We start from the raw sequence: 17,632 nt of genomic DNA, 5'->3' as shown, positions 1-17,632 counted from the left end.
CCTCCATGCCGACCGCTCCCCGTTCCCTGCGCCTGGCCGCCACCGCCGCCGGGCTGCTGCTCGCCTCCAGCGCGACCGTCACGGCCCACGCCGCACCGGTCCCGGCACCGGACCCGGTCGCGCACGCCGCGACGCGGGCGGCGGCCGGCTGGTCGGCCCCGCTGTCGACGCGGGGCCGGTACATCGTGGACAGCCGGGGCGACCGGTTCCGGCTGAAGGCCGCCAACTGGGACGGCGCACAGGGTTCCTACAACGGCAGCGGCAGCGTGGACGACCCGGCCTCCCACCACGCGGGCCAGAACGCGCACGACATCCCGCTCGGCCTCGACCGGGTCCCGATCGCCCGGCTGCTCGCCGACTTCCGGGAGCTGGGCGTCAACACCATCCGGCTGCCGTTCTCCAACGAGCTGGTCCACCGCACGACACCCGTACCGGACGCGGCGGTCACGGCCAACCCGCAGCTGCGCGGCAGGACCCCGCTCCAGGTGTACGACGCGGTCGTGGACGCGCTCAGCCAGGCCGGGTTCGCCGTCATCCTGAACAACCACACCAACACCTCCCGCTGGTGCTGCGGTATCGACGGCAACGAACGCTGGAACAGTAGCCAGTCCACGCAGCAGTGGGCGGACGACTGGGTGTTCATGGCCCGCCGCTACGCCTCCGTGCCCGGCGTCGTCGGCGCCGACCTGTACAACGAGGTACGCCGGGACATCCTGGACGACCCCAACTGGGGCCTGGGCGACGCCCACGACTGGTACGCGGCGGCCCGGACGGCCGGCGACCGCATCCTCACCGAGGCCAACCCCGCGCTGCTCATCGTGATCGAGGGCATCAACTGGACCGGCGTCCCGGTCGACGGACTCCCGCACGGACGCCCGCAGTTGACCCCGGCCCGCACGCTCTCCCACACCCTGGTCGACTCCCACAAGCTGGTCTACTCGGCCCACTTCTACGGCTACACCGGCCCCCGGCACAGCGGCGCCACCGGCATCGGCGAGACACACGACGCCCGCTACCAGGACCTGTCCCGCGACGAGTTGGACGCGGCGCTCACGGACGAGGCGTTCTTCGCGGAGGAGTCGGGCCGCCACTACACGGCGCCGGTGTGGATCAGCGAGTTCGGCGCCGGGGCCGGGGAGACCAACCCGGCGACCCGCGCCTGGTTCGGCAACATCACCGACTACTTCACCGACCACGACGCCGACTTCGCGTACTGGCCGCTCGTCGGCTTCGACGGCCACGACGACTGGGCGCTGCTCCGCTACGACGAGGGCGGCCGCCGCTCCGGGCTCCTGGACTCCGGCGACTGGCGGGCCCCGGCCTGGCGGCATCTGATGGACGCACCGGGGAAGACCGGGCAGGTCGCGACGGCCGCCGTGTGGAAGATGCTGGACACCGGCCACGGGGACGCGGTGGAGTCGCTCAGGGTGCGCAGCACCGGCGACTGGGACGCGGGGGCGTACAAGGCGGCCTGCCCGGACGGGCTGCGGCTGACCGGGCTGAGCCACACGGGCGGGCGCGGGCTGTGCACGGACGCGGGGGCGGCCGGACTCCGCGCGGCGGACGGCGCGCAGAGCGTCGTCAAGGACGAGCGGTTCGTCTCCGGCGGCGACTGGGCGTCCGGGTACACCAAACTGCAGTGCCCGTCCGGCGCGTTCCTGATCGGCTACAGCGTGCGCGGGGAGCGGGTGTCGGCGGCGCTGTGCGCACCGGGCCGGCCGGCGCTCGGGGGGAGCGGGCGGACCGTGTGGTTCGACCGCTCGGACAACCGGCCCTCGGACGGTGCGGGCGGCGAGTTCGCCGAAGGCGCGTACAAGGGCCAGTGCGCGGTGGACGAGTACGCGGCCGGGATCGCCTTCACCACCCGCCTCGGCGCCCGGCAGGGCCCGGCGGCGCTGCTGTGCCGGACCCTGCCGCAGGCCGGGGTCAGCCGGGGTCGGTGACCTCGAAGGAGAGATCGTTGTCGACCGTGTAGTAGGGGCGGACGAGGCGTCCACCGGCGTTCGTGGCCGGGTAGACGAACGACTGCTTGCGGTCCGCCACGTCGTCCAGGACCCGGCCCACCCGCACCGGGGCCGCGCCGGCGGCGGGCACCACGTCGACGTCCCAGTAGCGGACGTCCGTGCCGTCGCCGCCGGCGAGTTCGGCGTGGCCGACCGTGAAGGTGAAGCCCCGGCCGTCGCCGGCGGTGCTCGGCCGGACGGTGCGCTCCGCGCCTCTGCCCCGCCCGCGCAACCGGACGACGGCCGACTCGCTCAGCTCGGTGCCGTGCAGTCGGGCGGTGACGGTGGTGGCGTGGCCGGCGACCGCGATCCGGTCGGTCTCCGCGTGCGCGGGACGCAGCCAGGCGCGGACGGCCAGGAAGCCGTCCAGCGCCCGGTAGGGGATGCGGACCGCCACCGGGGACGGCCGGTCGAGGCACGCGCCGTCGACCAGGACCCGCAGGTCCAGCGGCCCGGCGGTCAACTGCTCGGGCACGGCGTCCGGTTCGCGGACCAGGAACGTGTCCCAGCGGCCCTCCTCCAGCGCGGGCACCGGGTCCAGCACGGCGCGGACCCGGTCCCCGCCCGCGGCCTCGAGCGGGAGGCGGCGTGCGGCGGGGTCGGGGACGCCCTTGCGCGGCCGGGCCTTCAGCAGCAGGTGGGCGGCGCTTCCCGGGGAGGAGAGCGGGAGGTCGAAGGTGAGGCTGCCGTCGGCGTGCGCCACACAGGTCACGCGGATCACACCGGTCTCCTTGTCGCTGGTCGTTCTCATCGTCGCCACCCGCGCACGGTGTGCAGTGCGGTGGAGGCGGCCGTGTACGCGAGGTCGTGGGCGCTCTGTCCGGCGGCCGCCAGCCGGTGGCGTCCCGCCCCCGGTGCGCGCGCCGGGCGGCGGCCGGCCTTCTTGGCGGCCAGCGCGTCGGCCAGCAGGCGCTCGGCGCGGGCCACGACGATGTCTGGCGCGTAGCGGCGGGAGTTCTCCAGGGCGGCCTTGCCCATGACGCGGCGCCGTTCGTCGTCGCGGACGAGGTCCAGCAGGGCCGCGCCGAAGGCGTCCGGGTCACCGACCGGCACGAGCCGTCCGTCGACGCCGTCCTGGATGATCTCGCCGGGTCCGTGGGCGCAGTCGGTGCTGACCACCGGCAGCCCGCAGCGCATCGCCTCGACGATGGTCATGCCGAAGGGCTCGAAGTGGGAGGAGGCGGTGGCGATGGACGCCTTGACCCACTCGGACTCCATGGGCACGGCGGCGCCCATCAGGAAGGCGCTGTCGCTGAGGCCGAGCTCCTCGATGAGGGCGCGCAGCCGGTCGCGCTCCTCTCCCCTGCCGAAGATGCGCAGCCGCCAGTCGGGGTGGGCGGCGGCGACGTGCGCGAAGGCGCGGATCAGGGTTTCGTAGTCCTTCATCGGGACCAGCCTGCCCGCGGCGACGATCAGTCGGCCGCGGCCGTCCGAGGGCGGCAGCACGGGGTCGGGCACGCTGTTGGGCACGGCCTCGACGCGGACGCCCGGCAGCCAGGCGCCGCGTCCGTAGGCGTCCGCGTCGGCGCCGGTGACGGTGGTGAGCAGATCGAGACGGCGGTAGGCGCGGCGGAGCACGGTGCGCAGCCGTGGCGAGTGATGACCCCAGGTCAGGTGTTCCTGGCCGACGCGGAGGACGTGGTCGGGCGCCTGGAGGGCGAGGTGCACGTTCAGCCCGGGCCGGGTGCCGATGACGACCTCGGCGTCCGTGGTCGCCAGGTGTTCCGCGATCCGCTCGTCGCTGAGTCTGCTGTATTCGGCGTAACGCCCTTCGGCGCGGGGGAAGACGCGCGCCGGTTCGCGGTGTGCCGGGTGGTCCTGTTCCTCGCGCAGGTCGATGAGGGGGCGCAGCCGGACACGCGGGTCCAGCGTGAAGGTGGGGCGCTCCCGGTTCCGGAACACGGAGACGATCTCCACGTCATGGCGTTCGGCGAGTGCCCCGGCCAGGTTGAAGGTGGTGGTGATCGTTCCTCCGATCGGGTACGCGCTGTGGAGCAGGAAAGAGATCTTCATGCCGGTCCAGACCTTGTCGAGGCACCCGCGGTTGCAAGACGTTACCGCTTCGTGGCCGTCGGATCCGGTGAGGGGCTGAGCACGGTCAGGTCGGCGGGGCGGACCCGGACGGTGACGGGGAGGGTGGCTTCCACCTCGCCGTCGGCCCCGTACGGCACGGGCCGGTCCGCCTCGATGCGCAGCTCACGTCCGCGCAGGACCCGCACCTCGGGGCGGCTGAGGTGGGCGCCGGTCTTCAGCTCGTTCATCAGGGTGAAGAAGAGCCGGCGCGGGGCCTCGCGTATCAGCACGATGTCGAGGAGGCCGTCGTCGAGTTCGGCGGCGGGGGCGATGGCGCGGCCGAAGCCGTAGTAGGGCGAGTTGGCGGCGACGACGGTGTAGCCGCGGTGGCGCTGTTCCTCGCCGTCGACGGTGATCCGGTAGTCGGCGGTGCGCCAGGTGGCCACGGCGCGCAGGCCGCCCGCGTAGTAGGAGGCGGCGCCGCGCAGCAGGCGGGACCGGTTGGCGTACCGGTTGGCGAGGGCGTCGACCCCGGCGTAGACGCTGCCGAGGACGACGGTGCGGGGGTGGACGGCTGACTCGACCTCGATGGTGTCGACGCGCCGCGGCTCGGCGTGCAGCAGGAGCTCGGCGAGGGCCTCGGGGTCGGAGGGCAGGCGGAGGGCGCGGGCGAAGTCGTTGCCGCGTCCGGCGGGTACGAGCCCCAGCACGGCGCCGGTGCCGCTGAGCGCTCCCCCGATACCCCCGGCCATGCCGTCGCCGCCGACGGCGAGGACGACCCGGCCGTTCTCCCCGGCGCGCAGGGCGGTCTCGCGGGCGTGGGCGAGGCTGTGGCTGTACTCGGTCTCCAGGGTGGCGCCGGCCTCGCGCAGGTGCCGGGCCACCTGGAGCAGCGTGGCGGCCCCGGTGGAGGCGCCCGCGGTCGGGTTGACCACGGCGGTGAACTCTCGCATCGGTGTGCCTCCGGGCGCGGTCAGTCGGTGGGGAGCAGGACGCCGGGGTTGAGCAGCCCGGCGGGGTCGAGCAGGGCCTTGACGGCGCGCAGCGCGTCGACGGCGAGGGGCCCGGCCTCGCGTACGTACCAGTCGCGGTGGTCGGTGCCGACGCCGTGGTGGTGGGAGATGGTGCCGCCCGCCGCGAACACGGCCTCGTTGGCCGCGTGCTTGGCCGGGGTCCAGTGGGCGACGGGGTCGTCGCCCTGGGCGCTGACGACGGTGAAGTAGAGGGAGGCGCCGTTCTCGTACACGTGGGAGATGTGGCACATCACCAGGGGCGGGGTGCCGGCGCCGGTGAGGGTGTCGGTGAGGGCGGTGCGTACGGCGGTGTACAGCTCGGGTATCCGGGACCAGAACGCGGCGGTCTCCAGGGTCTCGGCGAAGGCGCCGGCGTCGAGGAGGGCGTCCCGCAGGTAGGGCGCCTCGTAGCGGCCGTGGGCCCAGCGTTCGCCGGGTTCGGTGCCGACGAGGGTGCCGCCGCACTCGCGCAGGACGGCGGCCGCCTCCTCGCGGCGCCGGGCGGTGTCGGCCTCGGTGCCCTCGTAGCCGGTGACGGCCAGGCAGCCGGTGCCGCCGTCGGCGAGGGCGGCACCGATGGCGTCCGGCTGGGCGAGGCCGACCAGGGTCTCCGTCTCGTCGGAGAGCCGGAGCACGGTGGGCCGGGGCCCGTCCTGGGCGAGCCTGCGCAGCGCGGCGGCGCCTTCGGCGAAGGTGGCGAACCGCCAGCCCTCGTACAGGCGTTGCTCGGGCCGGGGCCGTACCCGGACGGTGACGGAGGTGATGACGCCGAAGGCACCCTCGGAGCCCAGGAACAGCTGGCGGAGGTCGGGTCCGGCGGCGGAGCGCGGGGCGCGGCCCGTCTCGACGGTGCCCTCGGGGGTGGCGAGGGTCAGGCCGAGGACCATCTCGTCGAAGCGGCCGTACCCGGCGGACGCCTGGCCGCTGGAGCGGGCGGCGGCGAAGCCCCCGACGGTGGCCCACTCGAAGGACTGCGGGAAGTGGCCGAGTGTGAACCCGTGCGCGGCGAGCAGGGCTTCGGCCTGCGGGCCGCGCAGGCCGGGCTGGAGGACGGCGGTGCGGGACACCGGGTCGAGGTCGAGCAGGGCGTCCATCCGGCGCAGGTCCAGCGTGACGAACTCCGCGCGCTCGGGGGCGAGTCCGCCGACGACGCTGGTGCCGCCGCCGTACGGCACGACCGCCACCGCGTGCGCGGCGCAGGCCCGCAGCACGGCGAGCACCTCCTCGTGGGAGGCCGGCAGGACGACGGCCTGCGGCACGTCGGTGAGGTCGCCCGCGCGGATGCGCAGCAGGTCGGGGGTGGACTTGCCCCGGACGTGCCGGACACGGCTCTCGGTGTCGGTGCGGACGTGGTCCGCCGAGCCCACCGCGCCGGCGAGGTCCTTCAGGGCGGCCGGGGCCAGCGTGGGCCGCGGCAGCTCGAGGTCGTTCAGCGCGACGGGTGTCGACGGGCTCGGACGGACGCCGAGCAGGTCGTGCAGGAGTCCGGCCACCGCGTCGGGCAGGGGGGCCGCCTTCGCCGGGTCGCCCCAGCCGTTCCACAGCATGTCCATCGGACGGTCGTCCTTACCACGTCGGTTCGGTGTGTGCGGCGCCATCTCCCCCCGGCCGCCGGGGCGTTACACTGTTACACATGACGTCCATCCGTCACAACCGTTCGGACGCCGACACCGTGCTCGACGCGGTGCGCGACTGCGTCCTGGCCGTAGGTGTCCGCCGCACCACGCTCGCCGACGTGGCCCGCCGCGCCGGGGTCTCCCGGATGACCCTGTACCGGCGCTGGCCCGATCTGCGCACGCTGGTGGGCGACTTGATGACCCGCGAGTGGCTCGCCGTGGCCACCCGCGCGATGCCCGGCGCGGCCGGGGGCCCGCACACCCGCGCCCGGCTCGTGACCGGACTCGTCGCGGGCGTCACCGAGTTCCGGGACCACCCCCTGTTCCACAAGATCCTGGACGTCGACCCCGAGCTGCTGCTCCCCTACGTCCTCGACCGGCGCGGCGCCACCCAGGAGGCCCTGCTGGCACTCCTGACCGACGCGCTGCGCGAGGGCCACGCCGACGGCTCGGTGCGTGTGACGCACGCCGAACGCCAGGCCCGCGCGGTGCTGTTGCTGGTGCAGTCCTTCGCGCTGTCGCTGCGCACCATGACCGACGAGGACGACGCCGAGCTGGACGCCGCCGCCTTCCTGGGCGAGCTGCGCACCCTTCTGGAGAGGACCCTCACCCCATGAGCAACCGCGACCGCGCCGACCGTACGGCGGCACCGGGTTCGTCGCTCGACGCCGCCCGTCGCACCCGCGAGCTGGCCTCGGCGGCCGGGGGCGGCACGGCCGACCTGCTGGTGGTGGGTCTCGGCGCGACGGGGGCGGGCGTCGCCCTGGACGCGGCGGCGCGCGGTCTGGACGTGGTCGCCGTCGACGCCCACGACCTGGCCTTCGGCACCTCCCGCTGGAGTTCCAAGCTGATCCACGGCGGCCTGCGCTATCTGGCGTCGGGCCAGTTCGACGTGGCGCACGAGAGCGCGGTCGAGCGGGGCGTGCTGATGACGCGTACGGCACCGCACCTGGTGTCCGCGCAGCCCTTCGTCCTGCCGCTGACCCCGCTGGTGTCGCGGGCCCAGGCGTCGCTGGCGTGGGCGGGGTTCCGGGCCGGGGACATGCTCCGCAGGGCCGCCCGCACCCCGCGCCAGATACTGCCGGTGCCGCGCCGGCTGACGGCGGCGGAGGCCCGGCATCTGGCGCCCTCGGTGCGCGCCGGCGGGCTGCGCGGCGGCCTGCTGTCCTGGGACGGCAAGGTGACCGACGACGCCCGCCTGGTCACCGCCCTGGCCCGTACGGCGGCAGCGCACGGCGCGCGCGTCCTCACCCGCGTCCGCGCCCTGGAACTCGGCTCCACCGGCGCCCGCATCCGGGACGAACTCACCGGCGAGGAAGGGGAGATCCGGGCGCGTGCCGTGGTCAACGCGACCGGCGTGTGGGCCGGGGGCCTGGTCGACGGCTTCCGCGTACGGCCCTCGCGGGGCACCCATCTCGTGCTGCGCTCCGAGCGCCTGGGCGCGCTCCCGGCCGGCCTGCACATACCGGTCCCCGGCGAGACCAACCGCTTCGTGCTGGTGCTCCCGCAGGGCGACGGCCGTACCTATGTGGGCCTCACGGACGAGCCGGCCGAGGGCGCGATCCCGGATGTGCCCGAGGTGCCCGAGACGGACATCGGCTTCCTGCTGGACGTGCTGGGCTCGGTGCTGGACACGCCGGTGCGGCGGGAGGAGGTGGACGGGGCGTTCGCCGGGCTGCGTCCGCTGCTGGACACCTCCGTGCCGGGCGCCCCCGACTCGGTGCGCACCTCGGACATCTCGCGGCGGCACGCGGTGCTGACCTCGGCGGACGGGGTGGTGACCGTGGTCGGCGGCAAGCTCACGACGTACCGGAGGATGGCGCAGGACGCCGTGGACGCGGCCGTGTCCGCGCGCGGCCTGCCCTCGGTACCCTCCCCCACCGCCACGCTGCCCCTGGTCGGCGCCGCGGCCCCGGAGCGCCTGCGCGACCTGTCCGCCCCCGCCCGGCTGGTCCGCCGCCACGGCACCGAGGCCCCGGCCGTCCTCGCCCTGGCCGAGCGGGACCCGGCGCTGGCCGAGCCGGTGCTCCCCGGCCACCCGGTCACCCGCGCGGAACTCCTCTGGGCCGCCCGCCACGAGGGCGCCCTCGACCCGTCCGACCTCCTGGACCGCCGCACCCGCATCGGCCTCGTCCCCGAGGACCGCGCCGAGGCACTCGCGGCCGCCGCCGAGATCCTGTCGCGGGCCACCCCATCGGGGGTCTGACCTGTTTCACCGCTGCCCACCAGGGGCATCCGTTGCGCGTGATGCCCCCCGGCTCCCCTGCCCCGCCCCCACCCGCGCGCGACCGCGTCGACCTCCGCTTCGACGGCTGGATCACCGGCGTCGGCACGGCCTCGGGCACCCGCCTGGTCCTGGGCCACTGGCCCCGCAGCCCCTTCGGCGCCTTCAGCGACGTGATGCTGGAACGCCCGGACGGCCACCGCACGTTGCTGGCGCCGACCGGGCGGGTGGCGGAGTTCATCGCGGGGACGTACGCGTTCGACGAGGTAAGGGTGGTACCGGTGGAGGTGCGGACCGCCGGGGACCGCTGGACGGTAGCGTCCGGTGCGCTGCTCGACCTGTGCTTCACGGTCGGCCGCCGGGGCGCCCTGGGCACCCTGCTCCGCCTGGCGGCCCCGGTCACCTCCCGGCCCGCCTTCGCCGCCCTGACCGACCCGGTGGCCCGCCTGCTGATGGGCGTCCACACGCGGGGCTCCGCGGGCAACGGCCGGTACGAGTGGTACGGCGCCCGCGACCTGCGCCGGCTCACGGCGGCGACGGCCGCCTACGAGGGCCGCGACCTGGGGCCGCTCGCCCCGGTGGACCCACCGGTGCGCTTCGGCTTCGGCTCGACTCCGCGCATGCCGTGCCAGGTCCGGGTGACCACCACGGTGCGCGTCCCGGGGCCGGCACCCATGCGGTGACCCACCGTTTGCGGCGCCTGCCCACCCGAGCCGTTGCCCGAGTTGGGCGCATATCCTGCCAGCGTTTGGCAAAGACGGGGACGGCAACGGCGGTACCTGGAGTGTCCCGATCGGTGACGCGGCGCCGACTCCCCGAGGCAAGGGCATGCGGCTGCCCACTGTAGGGGACCTTCAAACCTGTTGATCGGCGATACGTTCCGCAGGTTCTTTGCCAACCCCTGTAATGACCTTGATCATATTAAAGTCGCCTGGTCAGGCGCGTGTGGATCATGGGGGCGCCATCCCCCCTCAGCATCACTCGGGCAACCAGGAGTTGCGAATGATTCACGCACGCCCAAGACCGCGGCCAGGAACCATGAGACGCCGAATACCCCAGCGGTTCTGGCAGCGAAGCAGAGTCGCCGCCGCGGTGTCCTTGGCGCTCCTGGCCGAGACCGCGCTTGTGCTGAACAGCGGCCAGGCTGTCGCGGTGGGCAACACCGGCCCCATCACGGCTTCCGTCAGCCGGGACAAGAAGCCGATCGGACCCGCAGAGGCGGCCGACACGGCCTCGGCCCTGCTGATGGCCCGGTTGCAGGGGCGCGGGATCGAGGTGCTGTCCAAGCGGACAGAGGCTTCGACCACGTGGGCGCTGCCCTCGGGATCGTTGCGGACGGAGTCCTTCGCCGGTCCGGTGCGGGTGAGGCAGGACGGCAAGTGGCAGGACATCGACACCTCGCTGTCGGACGCGGGCGCCGATCTGAAGCCCAGGGCGGCGGCCGCGGACATCGCCGTCTCCGACGGCGGTGACGGCCGGCTGGCATCGGTCGTCCGGGGCAGGACCCGGTTCGCCATGGGCTGGCAGGACAGGCTGCCGGCTCCGAAGGTGAAGGGGCCGACGGCGTCATACGACCTGGGGTCCGGGCAGACGCTGAAGGTCACGGCGCAGAAGCAGGGCTTCTCCGACGACGTGATCCTGGCGAGTGCGCCCAACGGCCCGGTGTCGTACCGCATTCCCTTGCAGTTGGACGGGCTGACCCTGACGCGGGCGGCTTCGGGCCACCTTCTGATGAAGGACAAGACCGGCAAGCTGGTGGCCGAGGCCCCGGCTCCCATGATGTGGGACTCCTCCAAGGACCGGCGTTCGGGCGAGTCGAAGCATCTGGCCCGGGTGGCCACCCGCGTCGAGACCGGGAAGGACGGGGCGCAGACCCTGGTCCTGACTCCGGACGCGAAGTTCCTGGCCGACCCCGCGCTCACCTACCCGGTCACGGTCGACCCGACCTCCACGCTCGCGGTCACCACCGACACCTGGGTGCAGACGCCGGACTACCCGGACTCGCAGGTCTCGTCGCCCGAGCTGAAGTCGGGAACCTATGACACCGGTGCCGACGTCGCGCGTTCGTACCTGAAGTTCGACGTGTCGCCGTTCACCGGCAAGCACATCACCGACACGAACCTGGCCCTGTACTCCTACTACTCGGCGACCTGCGGCACCACCGGAGCGGGCACCGAGGTACGCCGTGTCACCGGCACCTGGGACTCCTCCGCTCTCACCTGGGGCACCAGGCCGGCGACCACCGCGACCGGCGCCGTCGTGAACAAGGCGGCACTGGGCTACGACAGCTCCTGCCCCGGCGGCACGATGAACTTCGACATCGACTCCATCGTGTCCGCCTGGGCGAGCGGCAGCGCCAACTACGGTCTGCAGATCGCCGGTGCGAACGAGACCGACCCGACCACGTGGCGTCGCTTCCGGTCCGCCAACTACATCTCCGGCGACAACTCGGCCGAGCCGCACCTGACGGTCACCTACAACTCCTACCCGACCGTCCCGACGTCCGCCGCGATCTCGCCGTCGGCACTGAACGCCTACAACGGCCACCGGTACGCCACGTCGCTGACGCCGACGCTGTCGGCCAAGGTGACCGACGCGGACGGCGGCACGGTCAAGGCCCAGTTCGAGGTCACGCCGGACCCCGCGTACGCCGACACCACGTACACGTACACGGCGACCAGCGGGGGTGTGGCGTCCGGTTCCACGGCCACCCTGGCCATCCCGTCGGCCAACGCCTTCCCCGTGGGCGCGCACCTGCGTTACCGGGTACGGGGCTACGACTCCACCGACTACGGGTCCTGGACCGGCTACAACACGTTCGTGCTGAACACGGGACTGCCCGCCGCTCCGGCCGTCAGTTGCCCCTCGTACCCGCAGAGCACGTGGTCGGTGAAGGCTCCCGGCGCGGTGACCTGCACTCTCGACACGACGTCGACGGACGGCCAGGGCTTCAAGTGGGGCCTGGACGACCCGACGGCGGCGAAGCGCGTCGACGACACGGTGGACGGCACCGGCGGCGACCCGCTGACCGTCTCCATCACCCCCGCCGACGGCTGGCACACGCTGTACGCCCAGACCATCGACTCCGGCGGCAACCTGTCGACGGCGAAGACCGCGTACTCCTTCGGGGTGGGAGCGGACGGTGCCGCGCTGCTGAGCCCCGGCAACGGCGATCGGCCCGCCCGGCGCGTCGCCCTCTCCTCCACCGGCAAGTCCACCTACACCGGCGTGACGTACCAGTACCGCCGCGGCGAGACCGACACCTGGCACAACGTTCCCCTCGCCGATGTGACGCGGAACAGCGGCGGCTCTGCCGTGACAGCGTGGCCGCTGGCCGCGCCGAGTGGCGCGCCGCCCGCGCTGACGTGGAACATCACCACCTCGCTGACCGAGGACGGCCCGGTCGACGTCCGTGCCGCCTTCACCGACGGCACGACGACGGGGTACTCACCGACCTCGACGGTCACCGTGGACCGCGACGCGGGCAACGCACCGTCGACCGGCGTGGGTCCTGGTTCGGTCAACGAGCTCACGGGTGACTACACCCTGTCGGCGACGGACGCGTCCGCGTTCGGGATGAACGTACGGCGTACGGCCTCGTCACGGCAGCCGACCGCGGGCGCGAACGCCCAGGGGCAGGTGGCGATCTTCGGCCCGCAGTGGACGGCCGGTACCACCGCGGAACTCGCCGACTCCGACTATGCCTACGTCCGTCAGACCTCGTCCACCTCGGTGGCGGTCATGGACGTGAACGGCAAGGGGACCGGGTTCACCGCCACCTCGGCCGGCGGCTGGAGGAGCGAGCCGGGTGCGGAGAGCCTGACGCTCACCGGGTCCCTGACGGGTTCCTTCACGCTGAAGGACACCGATGGCACCACGACCACGTTCGCCAAGGTCGACCCCGCCGCCACCACCTGGCAGGTGACCAGCACCTATCTGCCGACGTCCAACACCACCACCACGGTGGTCTCGACGAAGGTCGTCAACGGCTCGCTCACGCTGGCCCGGCCGAAGTACGTGATCGCGCCCACCTCGGCGGTGGCGTCCGCCACCTGCGGTACGACGCCCTCCACCCAGGGCTGCCGGGTCCTGGAGTACGTGTACGCGGCCTCCACGACTGCCACGTCCACGGTGTTCGGTGACTACACGGGCCAGGTCGCGCAGATCAAGCTGTGGGCCACCGACCCGGGTGCGGCCTCCTCGACCGCCACCGTGATCGCCCAGTACGACTCCGGCCGTCTCCGCGAGAGCTGGGACCCCCGGATCTCGCCGGCCCTGAAGACCGCCTACGCCTATGACAGTGCCGGACGCGTCGCCACCCTGACGCCTCCCGGCGAGCTGCCGTGGACCTTCACCTACGGTACGGCGGGCAACGCGGCGACCGCGGGCCCCGGCATGCTGCTCTCCGCCGCCCGTCCCACCCTGGCGCCGGGCTCGCAGAGCCAGACCGACGGGGACACGGCCACGACCAGCGTGGTCTACGACGTACCCCTGACCGGAGCCAACGCCCCCTACCAGGTGGGCGCCGCCGACATCGCGGCCTGGGGCCAGACGGACGTCCCCACCGACGCCACCGCCGTCTTCCCGCCGGGCGCCGTGCCCGCGTCGAACACCGGATCGGCCCTGACCGCCGCGAGCTACACCCGCGCCACCATCTGGTACGCCGACGCGTCCGGCCGGGAGACCGACAGCTCCACCCCGGGCGGTCACCTCAACGTGACCGAGTACGACAATCTGGGCAACACCGTGCGTGAACTGACCGCGGGCAACCGCGAGTTGGCGCTCGCCACCAGCGGTGCGGGGCTGGACGAGCTGACCAGGCTCGGCATCAACGGCCTGACCACGGCAGACCGTGCGAAGCAACTGTCCACCACGTACGGGTACTCCAGCGACGGGCAGCGCGAACTGGAGAGTTACGGTCCCCTCCATCTGGCCACCCTGACCAGCGTCCTGCACGCGGGCACCGGCGGCGTGGACCTGCCCGCGGGCAGCGAGGTGGCCGCGCGCCGGCACACCGTCACCGCGTACGACGAGGGCCGCCCGGCCGACGGCACAGCCACGGTCGCCGGCCAGATCACCACCACCGCGGTGGGCGCATACGTGGACGGTTACCCGTCGGACGCGGACGTGCGTACCACGACCACCGACTACGACTGGGTCAAGGGCCTGCCGACCACCACGGTGGTCGACCCGAGCGGTCTGGCGCTGAAGACGCACACGGCGTACGACTCCCAGGGGCGGGTCGTCAAGACGTGGCTGCCGAAGTCGTCCGGTGCGGACGCGGGCGCCACGGTCACCACGTACTGGTCCGCCACGGGCACCGGTTCCTGCAACGGGCGTCCCGAATGGGCGGACCAGATCTGCTCGACCGGCCCGGCGGGGACGATCACTGGCGGTGGTTCCAACCCGTCGGAGCTGCCCACCCGGACGGTCGAGTACGACCGCTGGGGCAACACGGCGAAGACGACGGAGACCGCCAACTCGGTTACCCGGACCGCCACTGACACGTACGACTCGGCGGGCCGTCCGACGCTGACATCCGTCACCGGCGGGGTCGGTACGGCGGTCCCGGACGTCTCGACGACGTACGACCCGGCTGACGGAAAGGTCGCCTCCACCTCGTCGAGCGTGGGCAGGGTCACCCACACCTACGACCGCCTCGGGCGGGAGATCTCCTACAGCGACGGCGCCGGCAACACGGCCGACAAGCAGTACGACGCGCTCGACCGTGTGGTGAGGACCACCGACTCGGCGCCTTCCACCACCACCTACACCTACGACACCGCCAAGGACCCGCGGGGACTGGAGACCTCGCGCACCGACTCGCTCGCCGGCACCTTCGCCGCGACGTACGACGCGGACGGCGATCCGGCGACGCAGTCCCTGCCGGGCGGTTACACCCTCACCGTCAGCCAGGACGAGACCGGTGCCGCGACCTCCCGCGTCTACACCCGGGACAGCGACGGCATGGTCATCGCCTCGGACGACGTCGACAGATCGGTCCAGGACCAGGCTGTCACGGATGTCGACAGCAACGGCCAGACCCGGGCCCGCGCGTACACCTACGACGCGGCCGGACGCCTGACGCGGGCGGACGACAGCGACCCGAACGGGGCCTGCACCCGGCGCGACTACGCCTTCGACGACAACAGCAACCGCACTTCGCTGGCGACGGAGACCGCCGACGTCGGCGCGGCCTGCACCTCGACGGGCGCGACCACGCGGTCGTCCACCTACGACAGCGCGGACCGGCTGGTCACCTCGGGCACGGCTTACGACGCCTTCGGCCGGACCACCACCCAGGCGTCCGGCGCGACCACCGGGTACTACGCCAACGACCTCGTCCGCCAGCAGACGACGGGGAGCGACCGGCAGACCTGGACCCAGGACGCGGCCGGGCGCCTCGCGTCCTGGACCACCGAGACCAACAGCGGGGGCACCTGGACAGCGACCGCGGCCAGGAGCAACCACTACGGTGCGGACGGCGACAGCCCGACCTGGACCGCCGAGGACTCCAGTGGCACGATCACACGGGACGTACGGGGGATCGACGGCCAACTGGACGCCACCACCGACGCCTCCGGTTCGGCGGTACTGCAGCTCAGCGACATCCACGGCGATGTGACGGCACGACTCCCGCTGAACACGGCCCAGCCGGTGCTCGCCCAGTCCTACGACGAGTACGGCAACCCCGAGGGCGAGACCGCCGCCGCCCGCTATGGCTGGCTCGGCACCGCCCAGCGTTCCGCGGACTCCGTCACCGGGGCCGTCCTGATGGGGGTACGGCTGTACGACCCCACCGCCGGACGGTTCCTCTCCGTGGACCCTGTCCTCGGCGGCAACGATGACGCCTACGTCTACCCGGCCGACCCGGTCAACCAACTGGACCTGGACGGGCGGGCGTCGAGGAAGCCCGCGTCCCTGAGCCACAAGGAGAAGGAGGCTCTCGAGAACAAGGCGAACGGACGGCGGTACGACCTCAAGGCCTACAAGTCGGCGAAGAAGAAGCTCGAACAGGCCGAGAAGTACGCGGGCAGCCGCAACCAGCAGAAGAACCGCTCCCAGTCGGACAGCCTGCGGGTGGTACTGAAGGCGATAGGACTGTTCGCCTTCATCATCGCCATCGTCGTCACCGCGGTCGTCTTCTGGGAGGTGGACATCGTGGCGGCCGTTCTGTGGGCGCTGTCGTAGCGGAGCACCGGTAGAAGACCGTCCAGGAGAGGGGGCGGCCGACGCGCCGCCCCCTCGGACACCGGCACACATATATGAAAGAGAGAGTCCCATGACCGACGTGAGCTGGTACGGAGTCAGATGCGTCTTCCGGCATCACCACCTCGACGTGTACGAGGAGCGCGTCACGCTGTGGACCGCGCGCTCGCTGGACGAGGCGATCGCCCGCGCGGAGACCGAGGCGCGCGAGTACTGCGAAATGCTCGACGCAGTGGAGTACGTGAACTTCGCCGAGGCGTTCCGCATCGGCGACGTGCCGGGCGAGGGCGTCGAGGTCTTCTCCCTCATGCGGGAGAGCGAGCTGCCACCAGGGGAGTACGTACGGCGGTTCTTCGCCACGGGGGATGAGCGTTCCGGCTGAGAGCGAGGCGGACAAGGTACGCGATATCGGATCCGGGAACCGCTCCACGTGGACAAACAGGTGGGACGAAGGGGCGGAACGTACTGTGGGAAGCAGAGATCAATGCGTCGTTTTGCAGTGCTGCTGATAGCCCCTGCTCTGGTGCTCGTGGGGTGTGGCAGCGATCGCCCGGCGGAGAAGACCCCGCCCGATGGCTGGCACCGGCCGCTCACCGCCCCTTCGGTGCCGGCGCGGACGCGGCCCGTGGCCGCCCCTGTGCGCACGGACGCCGAACTGCCGGAGGTGTTCGGCGCGTTCGGCAGCCCGGCCACCATCTCGGTGCCGAGGTCCGCGCCCAGCGGCAAGTTCGTGGTAGCGCCACGGACACCGGGGCACGGACCCGCCGCTCGCGCCGGTGACACGGCCGTCGTCCGCTACACGGCCAAGGTGTGGCGGACCGGTAGGACGCTTCCCGGCTCGTACGACAAGGGAGCCGCCCCTCAGGTGTTCGCCGTCGGCCGGGGTGCCACCCTGCCCGCGCTGGACCGGGCTGTGCGGGGACAGCACGCCGGGAGCCGGGTCCTGGTGGTCGCGCCCCCCGCCGCCGCGTACGGCTCGACCGGCAGCGCGCGGCTCGGGGTCACCGGTGAGGACACCGTCGTCTACGCCGTCGACATACTGAAAGTCGTCGCCGCACGGGCCGTCGTTCCCGGCGAGCAGGCATCAGTTCCCGGCACCCTGCCCCAGGTGCACATGAACAAGGGTGACGGCACCGCGACCGTGACCGTCCCGGACCGCGCCGCGCCCCGGAAACTGGTGGTCCGGAACCTGGTGGACGGCAGGGGACCGCTGGTGAAGGCCGGGCAGACCCTGGTCCTCCAGTACTCCTCGGTGGCGTGGGACGCCTCTCGCGGCAAGGACGCGGCGGGCCTCTTCCAGAGCTCCCGCGCGGACGGCTGTCCGCTGTCGGTCGTGATCGGGCGGGGCAACGTCATCGCGGGCTGGGACCGCGCCCTCGTCGGCCGGCGGGTCGGCAGCCGCGTCCTCGCCGTCATCCCCGCGAAGCTGGCGTACGGCCCGCATCCCCCCAAGGGCCTGGCGCCCGGTGACACCGTCGTCTCGGTCCTCGACATCCTCGCCGGCGCCTGAGGTCCCCGGCGAAAGACCGGTCGGCAGGAGATCGCCCGGCGTCT

11 protein-coding genes are annotated in these 17,632 nt (G+C 73.0%); 7 read left to right on the top strand and 4 right to left on the bottom strand.

The features are described 5' to 3' along the window. Positions 1-5: 5 nt before the first annotated feature. Positions 6-1,943: a cellulase family glycosylhydrolase gene (locus tag EV284_RS04720; RefSeq protein WP_130330491.1), complete on the top strand. Its 1,938-nt coding sequence runs from the start codon at positions 6-8 to the stop codon at positions 1,941-1,943. On the opposite strand, the gene EV284_RS32605 is transcribed toward EV284_RS04720, so the two are convergent. From EV284_RS32605 to EV284_RS04700, 4 genes are read right to left on the bottom strand one after another with little or no spacing between them, the layout of a single operon-like run. Beyond that, positions 1,927-2,754: a transferase gene (locus EV284_RS32605; RefSeq protein ID WP_165425455.1), complete on the bottom strand. Its 828-nt coding sequence runs from the start codon at positions 2,752-2,754 to the stop codon at positions 1,927-1,929. The genes EV284_RS04720 and EV284_RS32605 overlap by 17 nt on opposite strands. Next, complete coding sequence (locus tag EV284_RS04710) at positions 2,751-4,016, bottom strand: glycosyltransferase family 4 protein (protein WP_130330489.1); 1,266 nt, start codon at positions 4,014-4,016, stop codon at positions 2,751-2,753. The genes EV284_RS32605 and EV284_RS04710 overlap by 4 nt, the downstream gene beginning before the upstream one ends. A 41-nt stretch (positions 4,017-4,057) precedes the next feature. Beyond that, positions 4,058-4,969 carry a YegS/Rv2252/BmrU family lipid kinase gene (locus EV284_RS04705; protein WP_130330487.1) on the bottom strand — a complete coding sequence of 304 codons (912 nt, stop codon included), beginning with the start codon at positions 4,967-4,969 and terminating at the stop codon, positions 4,058-4,060. Between the two features lie 20 nt (positions 4,970-4,989). Continuing rightward, positions 4,990-6,582, bottom strand: coding sequence for an FAD-binding oxidoreductase (locus EV284_RS04700; protein WP_130330485.1), 1,593 nt, complete (start codon positions 6,580-6,582; stop codon positions 4,990-4,992). Between the two features lie 80 nt (positions 6,583-6,662). On the opposite strand from EV284_RS04700, the gene EV284_RS04695 reads away from it, so the two are divergent. The 6 genes from EV284_RS04695 to EV284_RS04670 all read left to right on the top strand — a co-directional run bounded on the left by EV284_RS04695 (position 6,663) and on the right by EV284_RS04670 (position 17,588). Next, on the top strand, positions 6,663-7,262 hold the full coding sequence (locus tag EV284_RS04695; RefSeq protein ID WP_130330483.1) for a TetR/AcrR family transcriptional regulator: 600 nt from the start codon (positions 6,663-6,665) through the stop codon (positions 7,260-7,262). After that, entirely contained in the window at positions 7,259-8,851 is a 1,593-nt protein-coding gene (locus EV284_RS04690; RefSeq protein ID WP_130330481.1) for a glycerol-3-phosphate dehydrogenase/oxidase, read from the top strand. Before EV284_RS04695 ends, EV284_RS04690 begins: the two co-directional genes overlap by 4 nt. A 41-nt stretch (positions 8,852-8,892) precedes the next feature. Further along, the gene (locus EV284_RS04685; protein ID WP_130331106.1) at positions 8,893-9,552 is read left to right on the top strand and encodes a hypothetical protein; all 660 of its coding nucleotides are present in this window, start codon (positions 8,893-8,895) and stop codon (positions 9,550-9,552) included. A 355-nt stretch (positions 9,553-9,907) separates the two neighbouring features. Then, positions 9,908-16,060, top strand: a complete 6,153-nt coding sequence (locus EV284_RS04680; RefSeq protein ID WP_130330479.1) for a DNRLRE domain-containing protein — start codon at positions 9,908-9,910, stop codon at positions 16,058-16,060. Positions 16,061-16,151: 91 nt separating this feature from the next. After that, positions 16,152-16,460, top strand: coding sequence for a hypothetical protein (locus tag EV284_RS04675; protein ID WP_130330477.1), 309 nt, complete (start codon positions 16,152-16,154; stop codon positions 16,458-16,460). Between the two features lie 243 nt (positions 16,461-16,703). After that, positions 16,704-17,588, top strand: a complete 885-nt coding sequence (locus EV284_RS04670; RefSeq protein ID WP_165425454.1) for an FKBP-type peptidyl-prolyl cis-trans isomerase — start codon at positions 16,704-16,706, stop codon at positions 17,586-17,588. The last annotated feature ends 44 nt before the right edge of the window (positions 17,589-17,632 follow it).

The organism is Streptomyces sp. BK022, from assembly GCF_004217355.1.
Taxonomy (GTDB): Bacteria; Actinomycetota; Actinomycetes; order Streptomycetales; family Streptomycetaceae; genus Streptomyces; species Streptomyces griseoluteus.
This window is presented reverse-complemented; position numbering and strand designations above follow the sequence as displayed.